The following is a 22950-nucleotide window of genomic DNA, read 5'->3' as shown; positions in this document are numbered from 1 at the left end:
TAATAAGTTCACAATTCGACAAATATAGGTGGGTGCTAAATTCAAAATATGTGATAAGATAGGGAAGATGTGAAGTTAAAGGAGACTGATTTAATGAGCGAACATTCGAAGTACGACATTCGTGAATGGAAGAAAAAATTAGCACCATTTGAGCGCCCGCGTATCTCAGCAAGTGTATGGCAGTTAGTTAATTCAGTAGGACCATTCTTGATTTTATGGGTTTTGGCTTATTTGAGTTTAAATATATCATTTTGGTTAACACTGCTTTGTGCAGTACCGGCAGCCGGCTTTTTAGTTCGAACATTTATCATTTTTCATGATTGCACACACTATTCTTTTTTCAAAAGCAGAAAAGCCAATCAGATCGTGGGTATTTTTACAGGTTTGTTTACGTTTTGTTCGTATGAACAGTGGAAGAATAGCCATGCAACACACCATGCCACGAACGGAAACCTTGAGAAACGTGGAGTTGGTGATGTTTGGACAATGACGCTTCAAGAGTACGCAGAAGCTTCTTGGTTTAAACGGTTACAATACAGAACATACCGAAATCCGATCGTGCTCTTTTTGATTGGACCACTATATATTTTCTTGATCGATTATCGATTTAATGCAAAGAATGCTTCAAAGAAAGAAAAAGTGCATGTTTGGTTAACGAATATCGCACTAGTAACGATCGTATTAGCTGTTGGATTTACGATCGGATGGAAAGCTTTCTTATTGGTTGAACTGCCAATCTTCTACATTGCTACTTTTTCAGGCGTATGGTTGTTTTATGTTCAGCATCAGTTTGAAGATGGTTATTTTGAACATAATGAAAAATGGAACTATGTTGAAGCAGCTCTTAAAGGAAGTTCGTTCTATAAGTTGCCAAAAGTATTACAATGGTTTACAGGGAACATCGGATTTCACCATGTGCACCATTTAAATTCTCGTGTGCCGAACTACCACTTGGAAAAAGCACACAAAAGTGATCCGAGACTACAAGATGTACCAACCCTTACGCTTCTTACTAGCTTAAAATCATTAACGTTTAAGCTATGGTGTGAACAGTCTAAGAAGTTTATCGGAAATCGTGATATTCGTAATTTCATTCGAAAAAATAGAGCAGCATAAAAACACTCAAGAGTCACTCCTCGCTACGTTAAAAAACGTGCGGAGAGTGACTTTTTTTACTGGAGGCTAGGCTGTAATCATTGCTCTCCTAGGGTAGTTGATTACCATTCTAGGCACATACTTGTAACATTTCAAACAAATCCAGGAAATATTTAAAAACAAATCAGACAATCATCTATAGGCACCTTTTACACACTTACTTTCATAGTATACATACATGATGACTCCACTGGAAAGAAGGAGATATGAGATGAAGTTGAATGTTCAATATATTCATCTAACTAAAATTAAGCCGAATCATGCGATTAACTTAACAGATCATGTGAAGATGCTTAAGAATAGAATGTGGGATTCTATGCATATGCTTGTAGTCAAGAAAGATAAGAAGAATCGATTCAGTATTATTTGCGGAAATGACCGTTTTGAATATTTAACGAAGCACACAAAAAATAAATACGCGCTATGTATCATTGATGAACAACCTAGAAAAACAGAAATAAAGAATTGGTTACAGAGCTTAAGAGGTATAGATAGGAAGGAACAAGATAAGAAATTATTCAAGAGGGTGAGTCCAGCCGCGCTTTCGATCATAAAGTGTTTCCTAAAAGAGAATCCGGGTTTTCATGAACTGTCTTTTAGTCAACGATTAAAAGTACTCTTGCTTGCTTTTCGTTACAAAAGAACAGTAATAGGATCTATGAAGACAAAGTTAGATCATTTATTGGAGTAACATAAAAAAACAAGCACCTCATTTTAGTCTGAGGTGCTTGTATTAGTTCATATCCCATAAATCACTGAGTTTAGTTGTAGGTTCAACCTTTTTTACCGCATATAATATCTTTCGTATACATATCATTCTTGGATTTTTATTTGGATTGTAGGCGAGCTCTTCTATCGTTTGTCTTTCGATACCAGACGTTCGGGTCAACCAATCAGTATCTTTATTATGCTGTTTGAGCCACATACCTAATTTGCTGCGTTTCTGCTCCACTCTGTACATATTCAATGATACCCCCAAACAATTTATTCACACATTCTATCTCTATAATTATGGGGTACCCGTATAGAATGGTAACTAAACCTAAATACTTGCATATGAATGAGTCTTTTTTACCAAAATCTTTTTTGAATCTACATAATGCGTCAAAAAAAACACCAGTTTTGGAAATGTAATAGGTTGAAATACCTATTTAACATTAGTGGATTATTCTTTAAAATTATTTAAATTTTCAGAAGTATGCCTTATAGTGAAATCAAGGTGGTGTTTATTTATGGAGGATGTCAGAGATCTACTGCAGAATTTGAGTAGAAAATATGAAACGTTGCAAAAGAACAGCTGTCGTTTAGTAGAAGAAAATCTAACATTAGCACATAGTCATATCCTTTATGAAATTAGCAAACACTCAAAGCCTACCATGCAACAGATTGCAGAAAACGTTGGTGTTGATATTACGACATTCAGCAGGCAAGTGCAGTCTTTAGTAAAAATAGGTCTTGTGGAAAAAAGAGTGAATCCTAGTGACAGAAGAATTTTTTTCCTTGTATTAACAGAAAAAGGCGTGCATACGTTATCACATTTGAATATGATTTTAAGTACACGTCTAAATCAAAATATTGAAGGACTGTCTGAATTTGAAAAAAACACGATCATGCAAGCTCTAAAAATATTAACGAAAGCACTAAATTCACATAAATAAGAAAGAGTATCTGCTAAATCAGATACTCTTGTTTAATAAAGGATTATATGATGGCGATATCTTTATCTTTTTTAATGTTTGTCTTTCCTTGCTGAAAGAAGAAAATGGACAAGCAGCTGTTGAAGATGCTGATCTTGTATGTTTTTCTTTGTGAAATGACGTTTCACAAGATGACGGATGATCACTTCACTCATTTTCTTTTCCTCCCTTCTAGGTTTTCTCCATAATTCTCTCTCAATCGATAAATATCCTCTTTATTGTCGAAACAATAGTACAGCTTTCCTAGGAATGAATCGAACAAAGTGAAAACAGGACATTTGAAGGGGGATCTAAATGAATTATTCAATTGATAATACTTTATTATAAAACTATACGTCTTTCTTTTTGGCTAGAAATAATGCAACTGCATGTTTTTTAGAGATAATCCCTGAACCTTCCTCCAAAATTGCTTTCTCTATTTCTTGATAGAGGAGTTCTTTTTGTTCTGGAGGCAATAGTTGGTGACCAGAATGTGTATCTAATAGCCCTACATATTCTTTGGCGGTATAGGTTTGGTTCCACGTATAAGTATGTGTGCTTAAATCTTTAAAAGCACCTGACTGCAGCGTAAGTTCGTTTCGCTTCTCAATAAATTCTGCTAGTGTAGGAGCACTGCTGTCTTCTAAATGAGGAGCATATAAATCATAAGCTTTACGTATTGATTGGTAGACAGGTTCAAAAGAAGGAATGTGAACAAACCAAAAGAGCGCTAGTACCCCATTAACTTTTAAAAGTGAAGCTGCTTTTCGATACCCAGTCTCTTGAGGAATAAAGTGAAAAGCTGTTCCAGAATAAACTAGGTCAAATTTGGCGTTTTCTGGATGATTCCAGTCTTCAAAACTAGAGTGAATCACGTGAAGAGTTGGAGAAGATGAAAACTTTTTTCGAGTCAGCTCAACTAGGTTTCGTCCATGTTCAATACATGTGATTTTTGAGATGCCTTGTTTTAGAAAACCTTCTGTAGCTTTTCCCGTTCCACTTCCTACCTCCAAAGAATTATGATCTGCATGAAGGTTTGCATACCGTATAATATCTGCGAAAAGCTTTGTTGGATAAGTCGGCCGGTATTTCTCATATGAATCGGCAACAAAGTTAAACGATTGTTTAAGCGAAGTCATCAAACATCAGCTCCCCATATTTTAAGGAAAATGATACCAAAAGAAACGTCGGCTGAATAGAGGGGATAAATAAAAAAAGGTGCGCATTAGCCAACACCTAAACAGTTTCTAAATTTTAAAAGCAGTAGTTGTGAAAAGTAGTTCTATTGGATCATCATCCATTAAAAGGGCTTGAAGTAATTTTGATTTTTCAATCCTTTCTGAGGATGACGTATAAATATAATCATACATATCTAAGCTTTGAATCAGTTTTTTTACTTTCTTTTGATAGGCTTTTTGTAGTTTCTTTTCTGAAGTGTCAGGACATCTCTTTCTCATCGAGCTTTTTAAAAATTCAGGATGAAGAGATAGGTAAAGGGGTGGCTTGTACCGTTTTAAATATTTCCGCATAGAGGGTATGAGTAGATATTCACCGCCTTCAATATCCATTTTGATGAGTGACAGATTGGTAATCTGATAATCCTTCAGCAAGTCTTTCAGGGTACTTACTGAAACGGATTGAAAATCATCTGACAATGATCGAACGAGACTTGAACTAGAATCACCAAATCGTGTTCTTTTATATAAGTTCATCGTTCCTGACTTATAGGATAGGGCTTTGTTGATAGGCGTGATTTTTTGTTTGAGTTCTGGGTTTAACGTAATATTTGTTTTCAATGCTTCATAGGCTACTGAATCTGGTTCAACACCAAATGAGTGTTTTGCTTTACTTGATGCATACAGTATAGTTGGTCCGATCCAAGAGCCGATATCTAAATAATTTTGATCAGGATGTAAGTAATGATCCAAGACTTCAAATGTAAAGTCCTCCCAATGATTGGGGAACACAGTGTGCCAAAAGTATGCAAACTGTTTATCGTCAGACACATTAAAGGATACATCATTTTTTGTAACGTTCTTCAAATCATCCACCAACTTCCATTTAAAAAAGCTGTCACAAGCTGCAATAGCTTGGCCAACTATACAACATTATATGTTTATACGACACTTAAGGAACTTGATTTGCTCTTAATCTCTTTAAATACAAAAAAATGTTTGTATAACCACTGTTTAAACAATTACCTTGTTCTAAAATTTTTGTCCATTGACATAACATGAGGTAATACATGAATCAGGGGGGATGAAATGAGAAGCTATTTGAGGTGGTCAAAAATACCTTATCCGGGCGAGAGTAATCCCCCGACTCCTGTAACCCCAGAAGCAGGTAATTGGCCGATGTTTTTTATCGCTCGAGAAGGTGATGCGTTTTTGGACCCTTTTCGAAACCAGATCACATGGAAAATCAAAGATCCTAATTCAATTAATTGGGCCAATGAACTTCAAATTGTGCAACAGATGATGCAGCAGATAACGCCAGATCAGATACGCATTGCACAAATGTGGGCTGCTGGAGAAGTGAATAAACAGATTATTCCAATCGTATTTCAAATGATGGAAACATATGGGGTGGCTTCAACAAAAGCGGCCAGATTTTCAGCGTTTTATCAAGCGGCAATCAATGATGCTTTCGTAATTACGTGGCATTTTAAATATTTTTGGGATGTAGCACGTCCGTGTCAATATGACCCAAACTTAAGAACGGTGTTAATGACTCCAAGGTTTCCGGGTTATCCCTCTGCACATGCTGTAATGGCTGGAGTTTCAGAACCTATACTAAGCTATTATTTTCCACAAGAAAGAAATCGCATCCACCTGCTCATGGAAGAGTGTGCGATGTCTAGATTATATGCAGGCGTTCATTTTAAAGTAGATAATGATGAAGGATTATCAATTGGAAGACAGCTCGGAGATATCGTAGTGAATTTAATACGATCGCAAAATATATAATGAAAGAATAAAAACCGGACGTAGATGTCCGGTTTTTCTCAGTATCCTCGATATACATATTCTTCATTTGGCTTCTCGATTTCCTTCCAGTCCTTCACTTTTACATAAGGGATATCGGCTTTAAATGGTTGATAATATTGGGTTTCTATACTACCTTCAATCTCGATCCATTTGTCATTAGGAAATGTTGTACCTTTTGGAAATTCCACCATCATGCCAAAAACGCCAGAATCGGCAATACAGTGAATGATTCCAAAACGTAGAAGAAAAAGTTCGTTTGATTTAGCAGCTTCGTCTTCTGCATTGTAAGTAAACCCTTTGAACTGAACATCCTTCCCGAGAAAAATACCAGGTTTATAATAGATACTCTCCATGCCTTTTAGATAGTTCTTATCGTTCAGCACAACCTGATTTCCTTTAGTAAAGGGCTTCAGTTCTTTATCCATGATTGAATTATAGCTTTCTTTTCCATAATAAACACTCGTATCAGGCTTTAGAAACTGATGCTCACCAAAATCCCCTTCGTTCTCAAGGCCTTTAAAGTGGAACCCCTTCGTTTTTACGGTTTCAGAGTCAAGAGAAGCGATAGGGAAGAATAACCCGGAAATGATCGGGAAAATGAGTATGCTGTTCACAGTTACATTCTTTAGACGGGAAGGTTTCTTATGATGATCATGACCACAATCAGGGGTGCATGAATCATCGTGTGCATGTTCACCATCATCACTTTTCCCATAAATGTAGAACTGAACGAGCGTAAGAAAGCCAAGAATAAATATGGCTGAGAATGAAATATACGAATACTTCATGTTAATGTACTTGCTTATATCACCTGTTGCATGCAGATGCATGAACAAAAAGGTGAATCCGATCAAAATCAAGATTCGAATCATGGATGTGCACCTCCCTTATAGAAATAGTGATCCGAGTAGAACAAGGATCGTAATATATACAACAAGACTAATCACTAGTTTTTTCTTAAATGCAGCTAGCATCATCAGGACGTTCTTCACATCAAGCATCGGACCATAAACAAGAAACGCAACGATGGAACCGATGGTAAACGTGCTTTGAAATGAAGACGCGATGAAAGCATCAGCCTCTGAACATAGAGAGAGTATAAACGCTAGTCCCATCATCACAAGAGAAGATGATACTTCACCTTGCCCTATTTCAAGAAGTGTCGATGTTTTCACGTACGTTTGCATACCCGCTGCAATCAATGCACCGATCACTAAATACTTTCCGACAGAGAAGAACTCTTCTACAGCATGCACGAACGTACCTTTCAGTTTGTTATAAAAAGAAACTTTTGTTGCTGTAACCGTTGCTGCCATTTCGTCGTTAAACGGTGGACGGGAAACAGCACCTATTTCATTCTTTAGTACTTTTACATTTTTAAATTGAATGGCAAGAATAAAACCTAATAAGACAGCAACAATCATGGCCAGTCCACCTCTGTAGATCATGACATCCCATCTGTTGCCGAATGCAACATACGTCGAGAATAATACGATGGGGTTGATGATCGGACCGGTAAGCATAAAAGGTATAGCCGCAAAAACAGGAACACCTTTTTCGATCAGCTTTCTTGTGATCGGAACGATTCCACACTCACATGCAGGAAAAATCGCACCTAGAACAGCTCCAAACAAAACAGCACCTATCTTATTTTTGGGCATGATGCGTGCCACCATCTCCTCAGTGACAAACATCTGTATGACACCTGCAATGAGCACACCGATCAGAACGAACGGAAGTGCTTCGATGAGGATGCTTATAAACACGGTATTCATCTGTAAAAACGATTTGTCGAGCATCCGATAATTCCTCCAAATCAATAAACTACCTATCATCATAAAATATAAACTTTATGAAGTAAATTTTTATTAAGCAATATCCACACTATAACGCAAAATCCACAGGAAAATAAATGGCAAACGAAGAATTAGAAGAAAATGGGAAATGGGGTCTGACCCCAAACAATTTATTTCCCATAATGAGATTGAGCAAAAGGAGTAAGTATATGAACCATTTTGACCTGCGCCCGAAGAGGCGTTCGGCTTTTCGAATCTCGCTAGGAAAAAAATATTATATGTTTAAAAGGTATATAGAATGGATTACCGATGAAAAGACTTATGCCAAAACAAGAAAGAGCGAACAGCTACCATTTGTTCATTTTTCGCATCAGACTATTCTTCTTCGTAAATTAAAAGATGTAGACATGTGGTATCAGCATAACAAAGTTAAAAACCTGAGGATTGCTATCAAACAATTAAACGGAACCGTGATCCAGCCAGGGGAGACTTTTTCTTATGGGAAAAGCATAGGAACGACAACACGCTCGAAAGGGTACGTAGATGGTATGGTTTTGTTTTACGGAAAGTTTAAAAAGGGAACCGGGGGAGGACTTTGTCAGCTGTCGAACTTAATCTATTGGATGACGTTGCATACTCCGCTCTCTGTAACAGAGCGACATCGTCACAGCTATGATGTGTTTCCAGATTCGAAGCGCACCCAATCAGCTATACCAGCTTCACTTATATTTAACCGATACTCATCTCGTAGGAGAATGGCGGACAGACCAAGAACCTTTGTTATCGTATCAAGTGTATGAAAAAGAACATTGGATCACACCGGCTTACTGGGGTGGATATTTAAGGCATAACTTCATTCATCGCAAAGTATTTAACCGTCAAAGAAAAGAGATCGATGATGAATATGTAACAGAGAATCATGCCATCATGATGTATGAACCATTACTAGAAACTAGTCAAAAAAAAGCGTAGTAAAAACCCTTGGCCGTTTTATGGCTAAGGGATTTTTAAAGCATACAGAAATACTGTTTATTGCTAATAATTTTTTAATACATCTATTTCTTCTAATGTTGAACAGGGTTAAGGTCAAAGATAGTTTCTGTTTCGTTAGCATATGGGTTCCAGCCACCGTCAATATGTAGTTCTTTATTACTTTTTTCAAATCTCAACATAAACCCTCCCCAGCCTTCTATAGAAGCTTGTTTAAAAACGAGCTTCCAGCCATGACTAGGTAGAGAGTCTCTATAAAATTCAAAGATATCATACCAATGGTTACCCTTCATCAAGTAATGATGTTCTTGAAATTCTAATCCTTCGTAAAGAGGAAGGTCGTTGCGCTGCTCGGGAACTATTGAAACCGCTGAGTAACGATCTTTCTTCCCCACATATTGATAAATCGTGACACTTGAAAATAGCAACAAAACGAAAACAAAAGATATCACGATCCTCTTTTTCAACACGATCGCTCCTTTCATACATAACTATAATTTTAACAAAATAAGGAAAAAAATAAAGCTTGTTTATTAACCATTAGTGGACCGTTTTTTTATTGTCAAAATAAAAAGCATAGCTTATTGTATATAAATGCCGCAATCCTATTTAGATGTTTCAAATCACTGATAAAAGTTAAAGAAATTAGGGAAATGATAATAAGAGAAAGAAGGTGTAATCATGGTCCGAACAATCGCTATCATCGATCATAAAGTAATCATTAATCCGCCGTTTAGACAAATCAATGAAATGAAGCCTGATTGGTTCTGGGTGGATTTTGACTGTCCGACATCAGGTGAAACCAATTTATTGCGCACTTTTTTTGACTTCCATCCTCTTGCTGTTGAGGACTGTGTGAATGCCTTGCAACGACCAAAGGTTGAATTTTATGAAGATCACCTGTTTTATGTGGTGCACGCTCTTGACAAAAAGACACTCGAAGCAACTGAGGTTGATATTTTCACAACGAAAAACTGTGTTGTCACTTTTCATAAAACAAACGTACCAGAGATTGATTTTGTGTGGAATTATTTAAGTAGACTAGAGAGTGTTCCGCCTGAACTAGGTAAAAATGAACTCGTTCACAAGCTTATGGATAAACTGGTAGATATGTATTTTCCTATCATGCATGAATTAGAAGAACGAGTAATTTCTATTGAAAGCAATGAAGATGACGAAGCACCTAAAATCATTAACCAGATCTTTGATATAAGAGGAGACCTATTAACATTAAGAAAAACAGTTGTACCTATGCGTGAGTTGCTGTATCGTATGCTCGAGTCAAAACGAGTAGGCTTAGATGCGGATGAAAGATCCTATTTTCATGATATATACGATCATCTATTGCGTTTGACAGATATGATGACATCAGCCAGAGAGATGACATCAGATATACGTGATAATTACATCTCTCTTAACTCTTACCGTATGAATAATATTATGAAAACATTAACTGTAATCACAACTATTTTCATGCCGTTAACATTTATTGCAGGTCTGTATGGAATGAACTTTGTAAACATGCCAGAGCTGCAAACAAAGAATGGCTACTTCTATGTACTAGGTTTTATGGTCTTACTGGGTGGGATTATGTCCATTTGGTTTAAGAAAAAAGGTTGGTTCGAGCAGGATTGAGTTTCGTTTAAAAAATGCTTAACAGGGGAACCTACTTGTAAAGAACCGTTTGGAGGGAAACCAAATGAAAAAAGATATCATAGGTACATATACGAAAGAAGAAGAAGCGGTTGGCGCAATCAAGGCATTGGTCGAAAAAGGATATCATCCATCTGATATTTCGATCGTTGCGAAAGATGATGAGATGGTTGATCATGTGGCAGACGAGACACATGTAAACGAAAGAAAGATTACAGAAGATGATGCAGACAGTGCGACATATGGCACGATCGCAGGTTTTCTAACAGGTATCGGCGGAGGGATCGCAGTCCCTGGCCTCGGAGTACCAGGTATCGGACCACTTCTTGCAGCTGGACCTTTTGCTTCCATGTTTGATCATGATGAAGCGGATATGAAGGAAATTCTTCAAAACATGGACGTTGCTGAAAGTGATGCGGAAAGTTATATGCAAGATTTACAAGATGGTAAGATCTTAGTTATGGTTGAACGAAAATAAAACCACGATTTAAAGGGCACCTTCAGAAGGTGTCTTTTTTATTGTTTTGAAACTTTTTCCAGCGCTTAATCGTATTTATATATATAAGATATGTGGGGTGTTAAAACATGGAGCTCTTCTTAAATGTGTTTTTTGGAATCTTAATCGTGATAGGAATCATTGCAGCCGTTTATTACCTTTTGAAAAATGTAAAAGACAAAAAAAGAGCTGTTCCGGTCTATGGACTTTCTTATAGTGGAGAGTATACACAGAAAAACTTTTGGACGCATGAGATTATGATTGTGGTCATCATCACACAAGGATTTGGTCTGTTGAAACTTTCAATGCCTGTTAATGTTTTAATGATTTGTTTACTGGTGTTCCTAACACTGCTTTATTTTACTCAAATATGGCGCGGTGCGATCGGCAAGAAAGGCGTTGTATCGGCAACAAAATTTTATGATTGGAATCAGATTGATTCAGTGGATTGGATCACGGGACTTCAAGCTGAAAACCCAGGGTATCCAAGCTGGGGTTTAGTTCGCTTTCATACGGGTGAAAGATATGTAGAATTTGTAATCAAGAAAAAAGCTGAGGATGAAGTGCGCTCGTTTGTTGAAGAGCGTATGAATCTTGCAAAAGCTAATTAGTTATGCAAATTTGTTTTAAAGAATAAAGGTATTCTATCTTTTCCTAAGAATATGTTAAATGTAAAAGGGAAAAGGTGGTTTTACCATGAAGCCATATGTGAAAGCAGGTTTAATTACCGCTGGATTAATCGTTCTGATCAGTACCTATCTGCTAGGAATGTATGTTGAGAAGTTAAATGTTCAAAAAGAGTCACTTAATATGGATCCTATCCATATTGTAAGTGTATTATTAGGAGCTTCACTCATTTTGATCGGATTAAGAATAAAAACTAAAAAAGAAATTGAACCAGAGAACAGTGCAAAATAGGCACTGTTTTTTTACGTATTTTGTAGAGAGTTCCAATCTTTTGTATAATACATTTAGAATATCTAATACATGTGCCAGAGGAGACAATCATGAAATACGAAGATTTTAAAGAAATCGTGCACGGCAGAAGAAGTGTCCGAAAGTTTACGGATGAAGCAGTTGCTGAAGTAGACATTCATGAAATCATGGATTGCGCCCGTTATGCGCCGAGCGACACGAACTCACAAACGTGGGAGTTTATCGTGATTCGAAACAAAGATAAAGTAAAGAAAATTGAAGAGATGACGTGGGAAGCTATTCATAATTTGGCTGCAAGAGCTGAAGAGAACGGCAAAACGAAGGAAGCAAAATTGCTGACGCGCTCTTTCGGCCCTTATGCAACGGCGTTCTCTGGAGCACCTGTGCTGATCATCTGTTTAGCCACTCCTTACGAATCTAAGTTTCGTGAAAAAATATTTGATCCGATCGAACTTGCTGAAGAATCAGTGTGGGAAGAAGAAGGAATCAAGAGCAGCTGCTTGGCGATTCAGAACTTGATGCTCGCAGCCCACGCGCGCGGACTAGGGACTTGCCCGATGACTGGTCCCGTATTGCTTGCGCAAGATGCGATTCGCGACTTTTTGGAAATTCCGTCTATGAAACAGATCAACATGGTTATTTCACTTGGACATCCACAAGATCAACCGAAAAAACTCGCAAGAAAAGCTGTAGAAGAAATCGTCACATATGTAGATTGATGACAATTGGTTCTGTAAAATTCTTAATAAGCTCGTCCAGCGGCTGAGAAGTACGCTGGACGAGCGCCATGTTAAAAGTGCAAGGATCACCGCTTTGAAATGCCCCCTTGAACCCCTCTCATACCCCTCTATAAGACTTCAGACCTACAATTAATCTTAAGAAAAAAGGATTTTTTTCGACATATACCGAATATATGTTTCATGTAACGTATTTTCAATTATAGAAAGAGGAACTTCTTATGAAAGAGACATTTGACTTGATTGATTATGCACTGCAAAAAAGTGGATTAGAGGAACTTAAAGATCCGACTCAGGTTCAGTATTTAGGTGAAGGGGCTTGGCATCTTGCTTATCTTGTTCAGCTACGCACTGGAGATGCTGTGGTTGTTCGTTTTCCGAAGACAGAGGCGTATGGAAAGAACGTTGAGTTTGATGAAGAAGCCATGCACTCAGAATATGCAGCGACTAGAGCATACTATGAGCTAGCTAACCAAGTTAAACCGGGAATCTGCCCTGACTTTTTCAATTATCATGTAGAAAAAGGCAGAACGTTTACCGTGGAATCTTATGCGGGAAAAGCAATCAAACTAGATCAACTAACGGTTGTAGAAGCGTTTCATATTGGAGCGGAAGTTGGTGAGTTCTTTCGCAAGATGAATACTGCACAACATGGCTTAAAAGGGTTTGGTTATCTCTCATGGAACGGTAAACATATTGCAGGCAAATTTCAATCAGATGTTTCAGAATCTATGAAAGAAGAAAACAATGAATACATAGATGAATTCAAGAAATTTATAGAAACGTATGAGGGGGCCATTTCTTCATCAGCTTTAGTAAACCTACAAGCTTGCATGGAGGATAGAGAGATTACGGATCATACGGTTGTATTTACTAATTAAGATACATCTCCAGAGAATATATTGCTGCATTCAGATGGCACTGTCTGTTTGATTGATCCTGTACCAATCTTATATAGCGGAGATTCGCTTGCTGGGAATTTTCTTAATAATTATCGGACGTTGTTTCCAACATTTTTTAATGCACCGCGTTATGCACGACATGAATTTGATCGCTTTGAAGACCGTTTGAAAAGAATAGCTGACGGATTTTTAGAAGGTTATTCTAATGGAGATCTAGATGTAAAGCGTCGAGTGAAACAAGAAGAGTTTATTCAACTTACGGATCTAACTGTAACTCATTGGCAACTACTTCAGATTGATGAATTATCGTCCGAACAGAAAATTCGTTACGGAGAAAGAGAAGCCATTGCCAATCGAATAGCGGAACTTGTAAAAAAAATCGAAGAGTTTCAATGGTTTGATGAAAAAAGTGGAACAAAGTTAGCATAACCGGCATAGCATGGGCATAATCTTAATTCAAAGCTGACAGTTGAACACTCATTCTTTTGTAATACTTTTATGATTTTTCAAAAAACGGTTGACTTTTTAAAACATCTTACTCTATAATCCTATTCAAGAACAAAACAAACATCAGCACGTTAATGTGTTAAACATAATTTGAATATCTCTTATCCAGAGAGGCGGAGGGACTAGGCCCGATGAAGCCCGGCAACCAACAAACCACATTTGGTTTGGAAAGGTGCCAATTCCTACAGATCTTTTTTGATCTGAAAGATAAGAGGAGGACCAAAACCCTCTTCTTAGGAAGGGGGTTTTTCTTTTTCCCCTTATCATACTTCAAGCACAAACATCACTTAGTCACTTATTTCATTTTAAAAATTGAATATAGCAAAAGGGAAAAGCATTAATCTTTATCCCTAGTTTTCCTATAGATTTTATTTGAATAATAAGAAGGAGCGATTATTATGACAAAATCTTTTGACGGATACGATATTGAAACATTGCTATTACATGGGGGCCAAGCGCCTGACCCAACGACAGGATCACGAGCGGTACCTGTCTATCAAACTACTTCCTATGTTTTTTCTGATACAGACCATGCGCAAAGCCTTTTCGCGCTTGATGAGCCAGGAAACATCTACAGCCGAATCGGAAATCCAACTGTTGATGTTTTTGAGAAAAGAGTTGCACTTCTAGAAGATGGTGTTGCAGCTGTAGCTACTTCTTCTGGTATGTCAGCTATCGCGCTTGCCATCTTAAACATCGCACACGCAGGAGACGAAATTATTGCAGCTACGAATCTATACGGAGGAACTTACAACCTATTTTCTACTACTCTTCCGAAATACGGAATCAACGTAAAGTTTGTTGATGCAGAGGATCCAGAGAACTTCCGAAACGCGGTTACTCCAAACACGAAAGCATTTTTTGCTGAAACGATCGGGAACCCCAGTCTTAACGTATTAGATATTGAGGCAGTGGCAGATATTGCGCATGAAAACGATGTACCTCTAATTATCGATAATACATTTGCAACACCATATGTAACAAAGCCAATAAGCTTTGGAGCGGACATCGTAATCCACTCAGCTACAAAATGGATTGGCGGACATGGAACCGCAATTGGCGGTGTTGTAGTGGATGGAGGACGCTTTAATTGGAATTCAGATAAATACCCAGGATTCACTGAGCCAGATAACAGCTATAACGGACTCAGATACGCGAATGATTTTGGAACATTGGCTTTCGCGACTAAATTACGCGTTCAGCTTTTACGAGATTTCGGAGCTTGTTTAAGTCCACACAATGCATTTCTCCTTCTACAAGGTTTAGAAACACTGCATCTACGAGTGGAAAAACATGCGAAGAACGCACAAGAAGTGGCAGAGCATCTGGAAAAACATCCAGCAGTAGATTGGGTTTCATATCCTGGTCTTTCTTCGCACAGAAGTCATGAGCTTGCGAAAAAATATTTAAGCAACGGTTTTGGTTCGATCGTAAACTTTGGAATTAAAGGCGGGCGTGATGCAGGACGTAAGGTCATTAACAACATCTCATTATGGTCACATGTTGCAAATGTTGGTGATGCAAAATCATTGATTATCCACCCTGCTTCTACCACTCATCAACAGCTGAGCGGAGACGAATTAGTAGCAACAGGTGTAACGGAAGAACTTATTCGGTTATCGATCGGACTTGAATCCGTAAAAGATCTTACGAATGATCTTGATCGTGCGATACAAACCGCTACAGGAATCGGAGCGGATAAAACAGAGATCACGATTAATGACGAAGGTGTCATTCGTTGGGCATTGCAATCATCACTTTATAGAGCAGTTGAGAATGGACAGGAAATTCAACGACCTAAGACGCTAGCGATCGTGGGACTCAGTTCCAATCCTGCAAGACCTAGCCATCGATTAGCTAGAAAGATGCAGCGACTTGGCTATAAAATCGTTCCTGTTAATCCAAGAGAAACCGAAGTGCTTGATGAAAAAGCGTATCCAGATTTAAAATCCATTCCGTTTCCGATAGATGTTGTTCAAGTATTTAGAAGTCCGGAAGCCGCGATCGAGCTCGCAAAAGAAGCAGCGATCACACAACCAAAAGTGTTCTGGCTGCAAGAAGGTGTCATCTCACCAGAGGCTGCAAAAATCGCGAAAGAAGCTGGTATTGATGTGGTGCATAACAGATGCACCTATAAAGAAGCACAACGACTAAGAGGTACCATTTCAACGTATGCGTGTGAACTTTAGTAAGGTTAAATATTGTACTTGGTCACTATTGAATATGGTTGATTTCCGCTCGCTCTAGGAGGTTCGCATCTTACGCTCCAATCAAATTTTCAGTGATGGAATGATACGAACGGCCGTAGCAATAAAAATTTAATGACAAAAAGAGAGAAACGTGGAGGGAAAGACATGATGAAGATTTGGCAGAAAGCAGCACTAGCTTTAAGCATAGCAGGCGCTTTATTGTTAGCGGGCTGTTCCAGCAGTGCTAAAGAAGGTGAGAAGCCGGAGAAGATTAGACTTGATTATGCCTTTTACTCTCCAACAAGTCTAGCACTCAAAAAGTTTGGCTGGGCAGAAGAGACATTCAAAAAAGATGGCATTGAAGTGGAATGGGTTCAGAGTCAGGGAAGTAATAAAGCGCTCGAATTTTTGAATTCAGATAGCGTTGATTTTGGATCGACAGCTGGTGCCGCAGCTTTAATCGCAAAAGACAAAGGTGCTCCGATCGAGTCAGTCTATATCTATTCTCAGCCAGAATGGACAGCACTTGTCGCGGCAGATGGATCAAAGATTAAAGATGTAAAGGATCTGAAAGGTAAAAAGATAGCGGCGACGTTTGGTACAGACCCGCACATCTTTCTACTCCGAGCACTTGCAGATGCCGGTCTTTCTGCAAAGGATGTACAAATCGTAAATTTACAACATGCAGATGGTGCGAATGCTCTATTAAAAGGGCAAGTGGATGCTTGGGCTGGATTAGATCCACATATGGCGAGAGCAGAAATCGAATCCGGTGCTCAGTATATTTACCGCAATCCAGATTTTAATACGTATGGCACGTTAAACGTACGTTCTGAGTTTGCAAAGAACCACCCGAAACAAGTAGAACAAGTCATTGAACTTTACGAAAAAGCAAGGAAATGGACGATTGAGAATCCAGAGGAAGCAACAAAACTTTTATCTGAAGAAGCGGGGATTAAAGAAGATGTCGCAAAAAAACAACTGCAACGAAACAACTTCGAGGAACCTGTTCCAGGATCACAGCACGAAAAAGCTATATCGGCTGCAGGCGAAGTTCTCCAAACAGAAGAGATTGTCAAAAAAGATACTAACATCGAAGATCTTGTAAAGAAATTAATCAATCCGAAGTTCGCAGAGAAAGTAATCAAACAATAATGAGAGAGAGGAGGAAGTGTCGATGATTTCTGAAACACATAAGTGGAAAGTAGCACAGAGAGCTTCCCCTCAAAAGCTCTCATCATCTAAAGGCATATTCCAATTAGGTAGAGGAATTCTTATAGGGTCCATCCTGCCTATCATTTTATTAGTTGGGTGGGAAATAGCAGCTAGAATGGGACTACTAGCTGCGCACCTGCTGCCTGCACCAACCATTATTTTAGAGAAAATAATTAGCATGTATCAAGATGGCTCTCTGTTTGGTCACATCTCTATTACACTGACCCGAGTATTCTTAGGGTTTGCGATTGGAACGGTAGCGGCGGTCGTGATCGGTGCGATTGTTGGTTATGCAAAAACAGCAGAAAGACTTTTAGATCCGTTGTTTCAAGCGATTCGTTCTATCCCTTCTCTTGCCTGGGTACCACTCTTTATTCTTTGGATGGGGATTGGGGAGCCTTCTAAGATCTCGTTAATCGCAGTAGGTGTATTCTTCCCTGTCTATTTAAATATTGTAGCAGGGATCCAAGGTGTGGATCGTAAGCTCATCGAGGTAGGAAGAATTTATCAGTTAACACCTTATCAGCTAACGAAACGCATTATTCTGCCTGCTGCATTGCCGTCATTCATCACAGGTATGCGCAGCGGCTTAGGTTTAGGGTGGATGTTTGTAGTAGCCGCAGAGCTTATGGGTGCAAGTGAAGGATTAGGCTATCTGCTTGTGGTAGGTCAGAACACGTACTCACCTGATACGGTAATTGCGAGCATCTTGCTATTTGCAATCTTAGGAAAGATAACGGATGCCGTACTAAAATGGATCGAACGCCGTTCGTTAAAATGGCAAGATAGTATAACCAATCAAGGATAGAAGGAGGGGAAACAAATGCTGAATGTGAATCGTTTAAAACGTACGTTTAATCATGACACAGCTGGGTTTCAAGATATTAATCTATCTGTAAAGGAAGGGGAGATCATTGGAATTCTAGGAACGAGTGGCTGTGGGAAAAGTACATTGCTTCGCGTGCTATCAGGACTTGATAAACAATATGAAGGGACGATTTCGATAGAGAATGGATCGAACAACCAGATCGGTATGATGTTTCAAGAACCTCGCCTTCTTCCATGGTTGTCTGTAAAGAAAAACATTTCATTCGGTTTGGAAAAAGAAAAAAGGAATACGGATAAATATAAAACGTATCTGGATCTAGTAGGATTAACGGATTTTGAGAACCATTACCCGAAAGACTTATCAGGGGGGATGGCACAGCGGACAGCAATAGCAAGAGCGCTTATCACTGAGCCTGAGATTCTATTATTAGACGAACCATTCAGTGCGTTAGATGCTTTTACAAAAATGCAGCTTCAAGATCTTCTATTTTCCATATGGCAAAAAAAGAAAACGACGATGATTTTAGTAACTCACGATATTGATGAAGCCCTTTATTTATGTGATCGAATCTTTATCTTAAAAGGGCAGCCAGGTGAAGTGTATAGCGAAGTTTCAGTGGAAAAACAAAAACCGAGAACCCGCGGAGACGCTTACCTCTCTAAACAAAAAGCACACATCTTAAATTTACTAAACGTTGAAAAGAAAGCAGCAGGTGAACAGAAATGACAAAACTAGCCACCATTCATCCAGTCGAAGGAAATCATAATATTTCAGAAGACCAAAGGGATACAGCATTTTCTTGGGAAACTTTTATTGAAGAATTCAATAGGCGAAGTGATGGTAAGACGAATATGGCGTATGAATGTGTAGACCGTCATGTTGAAGAAGGAAGAGGTGAAAAAATAGCTCTTCACTATATTGACGACTCACAGGATATTAAAATTCGTTATAACGAGTTAAAGAAAACGACTGATCAATGGGCGGCGGTTTTGAAAAAGCATGGTGTAAAGAAAGGAGATTTTGTATTCGTATTCTTGCCAAAACACCATCATTGTCATATCGCAATGTTAGCTGCTATTAAGTTAGGTGCGATCGTGGGTCCGTTATTTGAAGCTTTCATGTCGGATGCTGTAAGAGACCGAATCAATGATTGTGAAGGAACGTTCTTAATTACAGATGAAGAGTTGTATAAGCGAGTACCAAGAGAAGATATTCCGAGTCTTCATACGGTTTTTTTAACAGATGCTGAAGGAGAAAACGGAGAAATCTCGCTTCCAAAAGAATTGAAGAATGTAGAGAACACAGAAAGTCAGATTGAGTGGGTAGATCCTGAACATGGTTTAAACATCCACTACACATCCGGTTCTACTGGAAAACCTAAAGGAATCATCCATGCTCATCGAGCGATGGTTCAGCAATATCTTACAGGCAGATGGGTGTTAGATATTCAAGAAGATGATGTGTATTGGTGCACGGCACATCCTGGATGGGTGACAGGAACAGTTTATGGCGTTTTTGCACCATTATTAAACGGAGCTACCATTGTTGTTCACGGTGGGCGATTTAAAGCAGAAACCTGGTATGAAACCTTACAAAAAACAGGTGTCACAGTATGGTATAGTGCACCAACTGCGTTCCGCATGTTGATGGCAAAAGGAAATCAGCTTCCAGAACACTATGACTTTTCAAAGCTTCGTCATATTTTGAGTGTAGGCGAGCCATTAAATCCAGAGGTTATCTTTTGGGGTAAGAACGTACTTGGTAAACGAATTCATGATACATGGTGGATGACTGAAACTGGTGCGCAGCTTATCGTGAATCTTCCAACAGAGCCGATCAAGCCAGGTTCGATGGGAAAAGCTTTTCCTGGAATAACAGCAACTGTATTGGATGAAGAGGGAAAAGAATTGCCTCCGTATGCTGTAGGCCATTTAGCGATCAAGGCCCCATGGCCGGCAATCATGAGAGAGGTTTGGCAGAACCCTGAAAAATATAATTCTTATTTTAGCTGGGGTGAATGGTATGTTTCTGGAGATCTAGCCATAAAAGACGAAGATGATTATATCTTTTTTCAAGGACGTTCAGATGACATGATTAATTCTTCAGGAGAACGAATCGGACCATTTGAAGTTGAAAGCAAGCTGATTGAACACAAAGCAGTGGCCGAAGCTGGAGTAATAGGCAAGCCTGACCCTATTCGCGGAGAAATCGTGAAAGCCTTCATCGTGTTAAAAGATGGATTTAGCGAGAGTAAAGAGCTTTTGGAAGAAATCCGAATCTTTGTTAGAGGTGAGTTAGCTGCACATGCTGCACCTCGTGAAATTGAAATCGTGGAAGAGCTCCCTAAAACAAAGATCAGCGGAAAAATATTGCGAAGAGAGCTGAAAGCCCGTGAGTTACAAAAACTTGCTTGAGACCACGAGAAAGATAGGGAAGATAAGGATTGGTGACTTTGCTCTAGAGTCAGGTAAGGTAATCCTAAATGCAGAACTAGCTTTTGAAAAAACGGGAAACCCAAAAGGTCCAGTTGTCTTACTTTGCCACGCGTTAACTGGAAATCAGTATGCATATGGTGAAGAGGAAGATCCAGGATGGTGGCGTGGATTAATTGGTCCTGATCATTATATCGACACAAACCAATTTCAAGTCATCACATTTAATGTGCTCGGAGGATGCAGCGGTTCTACAGGTCCAGCAAGTACAAATCCTGAAACCGGAGAAATCTATGGAAAGTCATTTCCTTTTGTAACGGTAAGAGATATGGTTCGCGCACAGCGACAGGCACTTAGCATTTTAGGAATTCCAAGACTTCTAGCCGTCATGGGGGGATCTCTTGGCGGTATGCAGGCACTTGAATGGGCAGTGCAGTTTCCATACTTTTTAGAAAAAGTATTTATCTTTGCGGCAACTCCCTTCTTAAGTGATTATGGAGTTGCCTATAATAGACTCGCTCTTCACGCGATAGAAAGTGATCCTGTTTATAAGAGCGGCAATTATAAAGGCGATGAGAAATTGACAGGTTTGGAGATCGCACGTATGGCGGGCTTATTAACGTACCGCCAGCCTAAATTATTTAACGAGAGATTTAATAGAGAGATCAAAGAAAAAGATGATGAAGGTAAACCGTTCTTTCAAGTAGATTCTTATCTTACGTATCAGGGGGAAAAGTTGACGAAAAGATTCGATGTGGATAGTTATGTTTCACTTCTATACGCTATGAACGCTTTTGATATTGGGGATAAGCTCGGTGGCTGGGAGCGGGCAGCATCACAAATTCAAGCTGAAGTTCATGCTTTTAGTTATGAAGGGGATCTTCTATATCCACCTGAAGTGATTGAGAATTTTGTAAAACATACTAGATTCGGAACCTACTATTCTATAGAAACAGACTTCGGTCATGATGGATTTTTAGTTGAATTTGAAAAGTGGGGACCACATGTGAGGGAAGCATTGAGACAAGAAGGGAGGCTGCAATATGGCACCTATTAAAGCGGCGCTGCTAGGTTTTGGAACGGTTGGCCAAGGTGTGTATGAAGCGCTGAAAACACATAAAGAACAGCTTCAAGCTGCGCTCGGTCAAGAAGTTGTGATCGAAGGAATTTTAGTAAAAGATGGATCGAAAAAACGTGAAGTGGATGATCATGTTTTAATTACTACTGACTTTAATGAAATCCTCAATATTGAAGGATTAGAGGTCGTGTTTGAAGCAATAGTGGGAGAAGAGCCTGGTTTTACTTACTTAAGCCGCGCTCTTGATAAAGGTTGTCATGTAATTACAGCTAACAAAGTCATGTTTGCGAGACATGGGAGAACATTGCTTGATAAGGCGGAAACACTGAAACGCTTTGTGGGATTTGAAGCGACAACTGCCGGGGGAACTCCGATTATTCGCAGCATCTCGCAGCTTCTTCAAGTAAATGAGATCCATACAGTTGAAGCTATATTAAACGGTACATCCAACTACATTTTAACGAATATGAGGGAAAAAGGTCTTCCCTTTCATGAAGTGTTAAAGTCTGCCCAAGAACTTGGGTATGCAGAAGCTGACCCGGCAAGTGATATAGAAGGTTATGATGCTTTTTATAAGTTAATGATTCTTAGCGAGTTGTCGTTTGGTGAGACGCCGAAATGGGAGGACGTAGAACGAAAAGGGATAACAGAAGTAACTGCTGAGCAAATCTCTGTGTTTAAAGACTGGGGATATAAGGTGAAGCATTTGGCGCGGATCCGCCGTGACAGCGACCAATTCATTTCATCTGTAAAACCCGTGTTGGTCGATGCTGATCATCCATTGTACGGAGTGGAAGATGTTCAAAATGCGATTATGGTGGACACGAGCCTAGCAGGAAAAGTTACGATCCAAGGAGCTGGTGCAGGAAAACTTCCAACAGCAAGCGCCATGGTGGAAGACTTGACTTATGTGCTTCAGCCTCGATCTTTAGTAAGAAAGAAAAATTCAGCTACTAATTCTGAAGAAGTAAGTAGTGAAGATACAAATACGACGCTTATTGGAGAATATGTTGTCATTGGCTCTTCTGTAGGATTTCATGGAACAGATGAAGTAGAGATCTTAAAGCAAGAAGTAGAAGGTGATCTTGTCTATTTGTTGGTCGAGTGTCAGGTAAGTACAGCCCTTTTGTTAGAGGAAAATCCGGACCTTGTTGTTTATGAAGTAGCAGGAAAGGTGAGGAAGGCAGAGGGAAGGGCTGAGCAAAAAGATTCGCTGCTAAAGAAAGTGATCAATTTATAGAATGAGACAAGTTTGCTTCATCAAGTGTATTAGACGAACATTGCAGAGTGGCTCCTGCAATGTTTTTTAGTGTGTGGGTTTTATAATGCCGCAAGCATAAAAGTCTGTGAGCGAGCATAAAAGTTTGTGACC

At 39.0% G+C, this 22950-nt stretch carries 25 protein-coding genes, 1 pseudogene and 1 riboswitch; of the genes and pseudogenes, 19 read left to right on the top strand and 7 right to left on the bottom strand.

Features of this window, described 5'->3' with window-relative positions:
- Window positions 1–93: 93 nt before the first annotated feature.
- Together IHV11_RS16565 and IHV11_RS16560 are read left to right on the top strand one after the other, a co-directional pair.
- Window positions 94–1116 (top strand): fatty acid desaturase, encoded by a 1023-nt coding sequence (locus IHV11_RS16565; RefSeq protein WP_197127000.1) that lies wholly within the window; start codon window positions 94–96, stop codon window positions 1114–1116.
- Between the two features lie 250 nt (window positions 1117–1366).
- Complete coding sequence (locus IHV11_RS16560; protein ID WP_197195584.1) at window positions 1367–1846, top strand: hypothetical protein; 480 nt, start codon at window positions 1367–1369, stop codon at window positions 1844–1846.
- A 42-nt stretch (window positions 1847–1888) separates the two neighbouring features.
- Here the strand turns inward: IHV11_RS16560 and IHV11_RS16555 are convergent, their stop codons facing one another.
- The gene (locus IHV11_RS16555; RefSeq protein ID WP_197195583.1) at window positions 1889–2122 is read right to left on the bottom strand and encodes an XRE family transcriptional regulator; all 234 of its coding nucleotides are present in this window, start codon (window positions 2120–2122) and stop codon (window positions 1889–1891) included.
- A 265-nt stretch (window positions 2123–2387) separates the two neighbouring features.
- Between IHV11_RS16555 and IHV11_RS16550 the strand changes: the two genes are divergently transcribed.
- Window positions 2388–2813, top strand: coding sequence for a MarR family winged helix-turn-helix transcriptional regulator (locus IHV11_RS16550; RefSeq protein WP_197195582.1), 426 nt, complete (start codon window positions 2388–2390; stop codon window positions 2811–2813).
- Between the two features lie 71 nt (window positions 2814–2884).
- On the opposite strand, the gene IHV11_RS21405 is transcribed toward IHV11_RS16550, so the two are convergent.
- The 3 genes from IHV11_RS21405 to IHV11_RS16540 all read right to left on the bottom strand — a co-directional run bounded on the left by IHV11_RS21405 (window position 2885) and on the right by IHV11_RS16540 (window position 4873).
- Window positions 2885–3007, bottom strand: a complete 123-nt coding sequence (locus tag IHV11_RS21405) for a hypothetical protein (protein WP_255520062.1) — start codon at window positions 3005–3007, stop codon at window positions 2885–2887.
- Between the two features lie 174 nt (window positions 3008–3181).
- On the bottom strand, window positions 3182–3970 hold the full coding sequence (locus IHV11_RS16545) for a class I SAM-dependent methyltransferase (RefSeq protein ID WP_197195581.1): 789 nt from the start codon (window positions 3968–3970) through the stop codon (window positions 3182–3184).
- A 108-nt stretch (window positions 3971–4078) separates the two neighbouring features.
- A complete protein-coding gene (locus IHV11_RS16540; protein WP_197195580.1) occupies window positions 4079–4873 on the bottom strand; it encodes an FkbM family methyltransferase in 795 nt (264 codons plus the stop codon).
- A gap of 222 nt (window positions 4874–5095) precedes the next feature.
- Here IHV11_RS16540 and IHV11_RS16535 point away from each other — a divergent pair, with 222 nt between their 5' ends.
- Window positions 5096–5797 (top strand): vanadium-dependent haloperoxidase, encoded by a 702-nt coding sequence (locus tag IHV11_RS16535; protein WP_197195579.1) that lies wholly within the window; start codon window positions 5096–5098, stop codon window positions 5795–5797.
- Between the two features lie 38 nt (window positions 5798–5835).
- Here IHV11_RS16535 and IHV11_RS16530 read toward each other — a convergent pair whose 3' ends face one another.
- Together IHV11_RS16530 and IHV11_RS16525 are read right to left on the bottom strand one after the other, a co-directional pair.
- On the bottom strand, window positions 5836–6690 hold the full coding sequence (locus tag IHV11_RS16530; protein WP_197195578.1) for a TIGR03943 family putative permease subunit: 855 nt from the start codon (window positions 6688–6690) through the stop codon (window positions 5836–5838).
- Window positions 6691–6705: 15 nt separating this feature from the next.
- A complete protein-coding gene (locus IHV11_RS16525; protein WP_197195577.1) occupies window positions 6706–7617 on the bottom strand; it encodes a permease in 912 nt (303 codons plus the stop codon).
- 206 nt (window positions 7618–7823) lie between these two features.
- Between IHV11_RS16525 and IHV11_RS16520 the strand changes: the two are divergent.
- A pseudogene (locus IHV11_RS16520) lies at window positions 7824–8586 on the top strand (VanW family protein).
- 92 nt (window positions 8587–8678) lie between these two features.
- Here the strand turns inward: IHV11_RS16520 and IHV11_RS16515 are convergent.
- A complete protein-coding gene (locus IHV11_RS16515) occupies window positions 8679–9071 on the bottom strand; it encodes a hypothetical protein (protein ID WP_197195576.1) in 393 nt (130 codons plus the stop codon).
- 214 nt (window positions 9072–9285) lie between these two features.
- Here IHV11_RS16515 and corA point away from each other — a divergent pair, with 214 nt between their 5' ends.
- The 14 genes from corA to IHV11_RS16445 all read left to right on the top strand — a co-directional run bounded on the left by corA (window position 9286) and on the right by IHV11_RS16445 (window position 22818).
- Window positions 9286–10239, top strand: coding sequence for a magnesium/cobalt transporter CorA (gene corA / locus IHV11_RS16510; protein WP_197190724.1), 954 nt, complete (start codon window positions 9286–9288; stop codon window positions 10237–10239).
- 64 nt (window positions 10240–10303) lie between these two features.
- On the top strand, window positions 10304–10735 hold the full coding sequence (locus IHV11_RS16505) for a general stress protein (RefSeq protein ID WP_197195575.1): 432 nt from the start codon (window positions 10304–10306) through the stop codon (window positions 10733–10735).
- A 107-nt stretch (window positions 10736–10842) separates the two neighbouring features.
- On the top strand, window positions 10843–11364 hold the full coding sequence (locus tag IHV11_RS16500; RefSeq protein ID WP_197190723.1) for a hypothetical protein: 522 nt from the start codon (window positions 10843–10845) through the stop codon (window positions 11362–11364).
- A gap of 85 nt (window positions 11365–11449) precedes the next feature.
- Window positions 11450–11671 carry a hypothetical protein gene (locus tag IHV11_RS16495; protein WP_197127014.1) on the top strand — a complete coding sequence of 74 codons (222 nt, stop codon included), beginning with the start codon at window positions 11450–11452 and terminating at the stop codon, window positions 11669–11671.
- Window positions 11672–11760: 89 nt separating this feature from the next.
- On the top strand, window positions 11761–12408 hold the full coding sequence (locus IHV11_RS16490) for a nitroreductase family protein (protein WP_197195574.1): 648 nt from the start codon (window positions 11761–11763) through the stop codon (window positions 12406–12408).
- A gap of 239 nt (window positions 12409–12647) precedes the next feature.
- Complete coding sequence (locus tag IHV11_RS16485) at window positions 12648–13307, top strand: hypothetical protein (RefSeq protein WP_197195573.1); 660 nt, start codon at window positions 12648–12650, stop codon at window positions 13305–13307.
- A gap of 48 nt (window positions 13308–13355) precedes the next feature.
- A complete protein-coding gene (locus tag IHV11_RS16480; RefSeq protein ID WP_197195572.1) occupies window positions 13356–13757 on the top strand; it encodes a hypothetical protein in 402 nt (133 codons plus the stop codon).
- A 176-nt stretch (window positions 13758–13933) separates the two neighbouring features.
- A riboswitch (SAM riboswitch) is annotated at window positions 13934–14049 on the top strand.
- 184 nt (window positions 14050–14233) lie between these two features.
- On the top strand, window positions 14234–16024 hold the full coding sequence (locus IHV11_RS16475) for a PLP-dependent aspartate aminotransferase family protein (protein ID WP_197195571.1): 1791 nt from the start codon (window positions 14234–14236) through the stop codon (window positions 16022–16024).
- Between the two features lie 165 nt (window positions 16025–16189).
- Window positions 16190–17179: an aliphatic sulfonate ABC transporter substrate-binding protein gene (locus IHV11_RS16470; RefSeq protein ID WP_197195570.1), complete on the top strand. Its 990-nt coding sequence runs from the start codon at window positions 16190–16192 to the stop codon at window positions 17177–17179.
- Between the two features lie 22 nt (window positions 17180–17201).
- Complete coding sequence (locus tag IHV11_RS16465) at window positions 17202–18047, top strand: ABC transporter permease (RefSeq protein ID WP_197195569.1); 846 nt, start codon at window positions 17202–17204, stop codon at window positions 18045–18047.
- Window positions 18048–18062: 15 nt separating this feature from the next.
- Window positions 18063–18794, top strand: a complete 732-nt coding sequence (locus tag IHV11_RS16460) for an ABC transporter ATP-binding protein (protein WP_197195568.1) — start codon at window positions 18063–18065, stop codon at window positions 18792–18794.
- Window positions 18791–20482 (top strand): acetate--CoA ligase, encoded by a 1692-nt coding sequence (gene acsA / locus IHV11_RS16455; protein ID WP_197195567.1) that lies wholly within the window; start codon window positions 18791–18793, stop codon window positions 20480–20482. The genes IHV11_RS16460 and acsA overlap by 4 nt, the downstream gene beginning before the upstream one ends.
- Window positions 20475–21557, top strand: a complete 1083-nt coding sequence (gene metX, locus IHV11_RS16450) for a homoserine O-acetyltransferase MetX (RefSeq protein WP_197195566.1) — start codon at window positions 20475–20477, stop codon at window positions 21555–21557. The genes acsA and metX overlap by 8 nt, the downstream gene beginning before the upstream one ends.
- Complete coding sequence (locus IHV11_RS16445; protein ID WP_197195565.1) at window positions 21544–22818, top strand: homoserine dehydrogenase; 1275 nt, start codon at window positions 21544–21546, stop codon at window positions 22816–22818. The genes metX and IHV11_RS16445 overlap by 14 nt, the downstream gene beginning before the upstream one ends.
- Window positions 22819–22950 lie beyond the last annotated feature (132 nt).

Source organism: Fictibacillus sp. 26RED30 (genome assembly GCF_015903845.1).
Taxonomy (GTDB): domain Bacteria; phylum Bacillota; class Bacilli; order Bacillales; family Fictibacillaceae; genus Fictibacillus; species Fictibacillus phosphorivorans.
Note: the sequence above shows the minus strand (reverse complement) of the source record. Positions and strands in the feature narration are given on the sequence as shown.

Excerpts from the sequence above, each read along its gene's own strand:
- IHV11_RS16565 (WP_197127000.1), top strand. The coding sequence starts at position 94 with ATGAGCGAACATTCGAAGTACGACATTCGTGAATGGAAGAAAAAATTA.
- IHV11_RS16560 (WP_197195584.1), top strand. The coding sequence starts at position 1,367 with ATGAAGTTGAATGTTCAATATATTCATCTAACTAAAATTAAGCCGAAT.
- IHV11_RS16550 (WP_197195582.1), top strand. The coding sequence starts at position 2,388 with ATGGAGGATGTCAGAGATCTACTGCAGAATTTGAGTAGAAAATATGAA.
- IHV11_RS21405 (WP_255520062.1), bottom strand. The coding sequence starts at position 3,007 with ATGAGTGAAGTGATCATCCGTCATCTTGTGAAACGTCATTTCACAAAG.
- IHV11_RS16545 (WP_197195581.1), bottom strand. The coding sequence starts at position 3,970 with ATGACTTCGCTTAAACAATCGTTTAACTTTGTTGCCGATTCATATGAG.
- IHV11_RS16535 (WP_197195579.1), top strand. The coding sequence starts at position 5,096 with ATGAGAAGCTATTTGAGGTGGTCAAAAATACCTTATCCGGGCGAGAGT.
- IHV11_RS16530 (WP_197195578.1), bottom strand. The coding sequence starts at position 6,690 with ATGATTCGAATCTTGATTTTGATCGGATTCACCTTTTTGTTCATGCAT.
- IHV11_RS16525 (WP_197195577.1), bottom strand. The coding sequence starts at position 7,617 with ATGCTCGACAAATCGTTTTTACAGATGAATACCGTGTTTATAAGCATC.
- corA (WP_197190724.1), top strand. The coding sequence starts at position 9,286 with ATGGTCCGAACAATCGCTATCATCGATCATAAAGTAATCATTAATCCG.
- IHV11_RS16505 (WP_197195575.1), top strand. The coding sequence starts at position 10,304 with ATGAAAAAAGATATCATAGGTACATATACGAAAGAAGAAGAAGCGGTT.
- IHV11_RS16500 (WP_197190723.1), top strand. The coding sequence starts at position 10,843 with ATGGAGCTCTTCTTAAATGTGTTTTTTGGAATCTTAATCGTGATAGGA.
- IHV11_RS16495 (WP_197127014.1), top strand. The coding sequence starts at position 11,450 with ATGAAGCCATATGTGAAAGCAGGTTTAATTACCGCTGGATTAATCGTT.
- IHV11_RS16490 (WP_197195574.1), top strand. The coding sequence starts at position 11,761 with ATGAAATACGAAGATTTTAAAGAAATCGTGCACGGCAGAAGAAGTGTC.
- IHV11_RS16485 (WP_197195573.1), top strand. The coding sequence starts at position 12,648 with ATGAAAGAGACATTTGACTTGATTGATTATGCACTGCAAAAAAGTGGA.
- IHV11_RS16475 (WP_197195571.1), top strand. The coding sequence starts at position 14,234 with ATGACAAAATCTTTTGACGGATACGATATTGAAACATTGCTATTACAT.
- IHV11_RS16470 (WP_197195570.1), top strand. The coding sequence starts at position 16,190 with ATGATGAAGATTTGGCAGAAAGCAGCACTAGCTTTAAGCATAGCAGGC.
- IHV11_RS16465 (WP_197195569.1), top strand. The coding sequence starts at position 17,202 with ATGATTTCTGAAACACATAAGTGGAAAGTAGCACAGAGAGCTTCCCCT.
- IHV11_RS16460 (WP_197195568.1), top strand. The coding sequence starts at position 18,063 with ATGCTGAATGTGAATCGTTTAAAACGTACGTTTAATCATGACACAGCT.
- acsA (WP_197195567.1), top strand. The coding sequence starts at position 18,791 with ATGACAAAACTAGCCACCATTCATCCAGTCGAAGGAAATCATAATATT.
- IHV11_RS16445 (WP_197195565.1), top strand. The coding sequence starts at position 21,544 with ATGGCACCTATTAAAGCGGCGCTGCTAGGTTTTGGAACGGTTGGCCAA.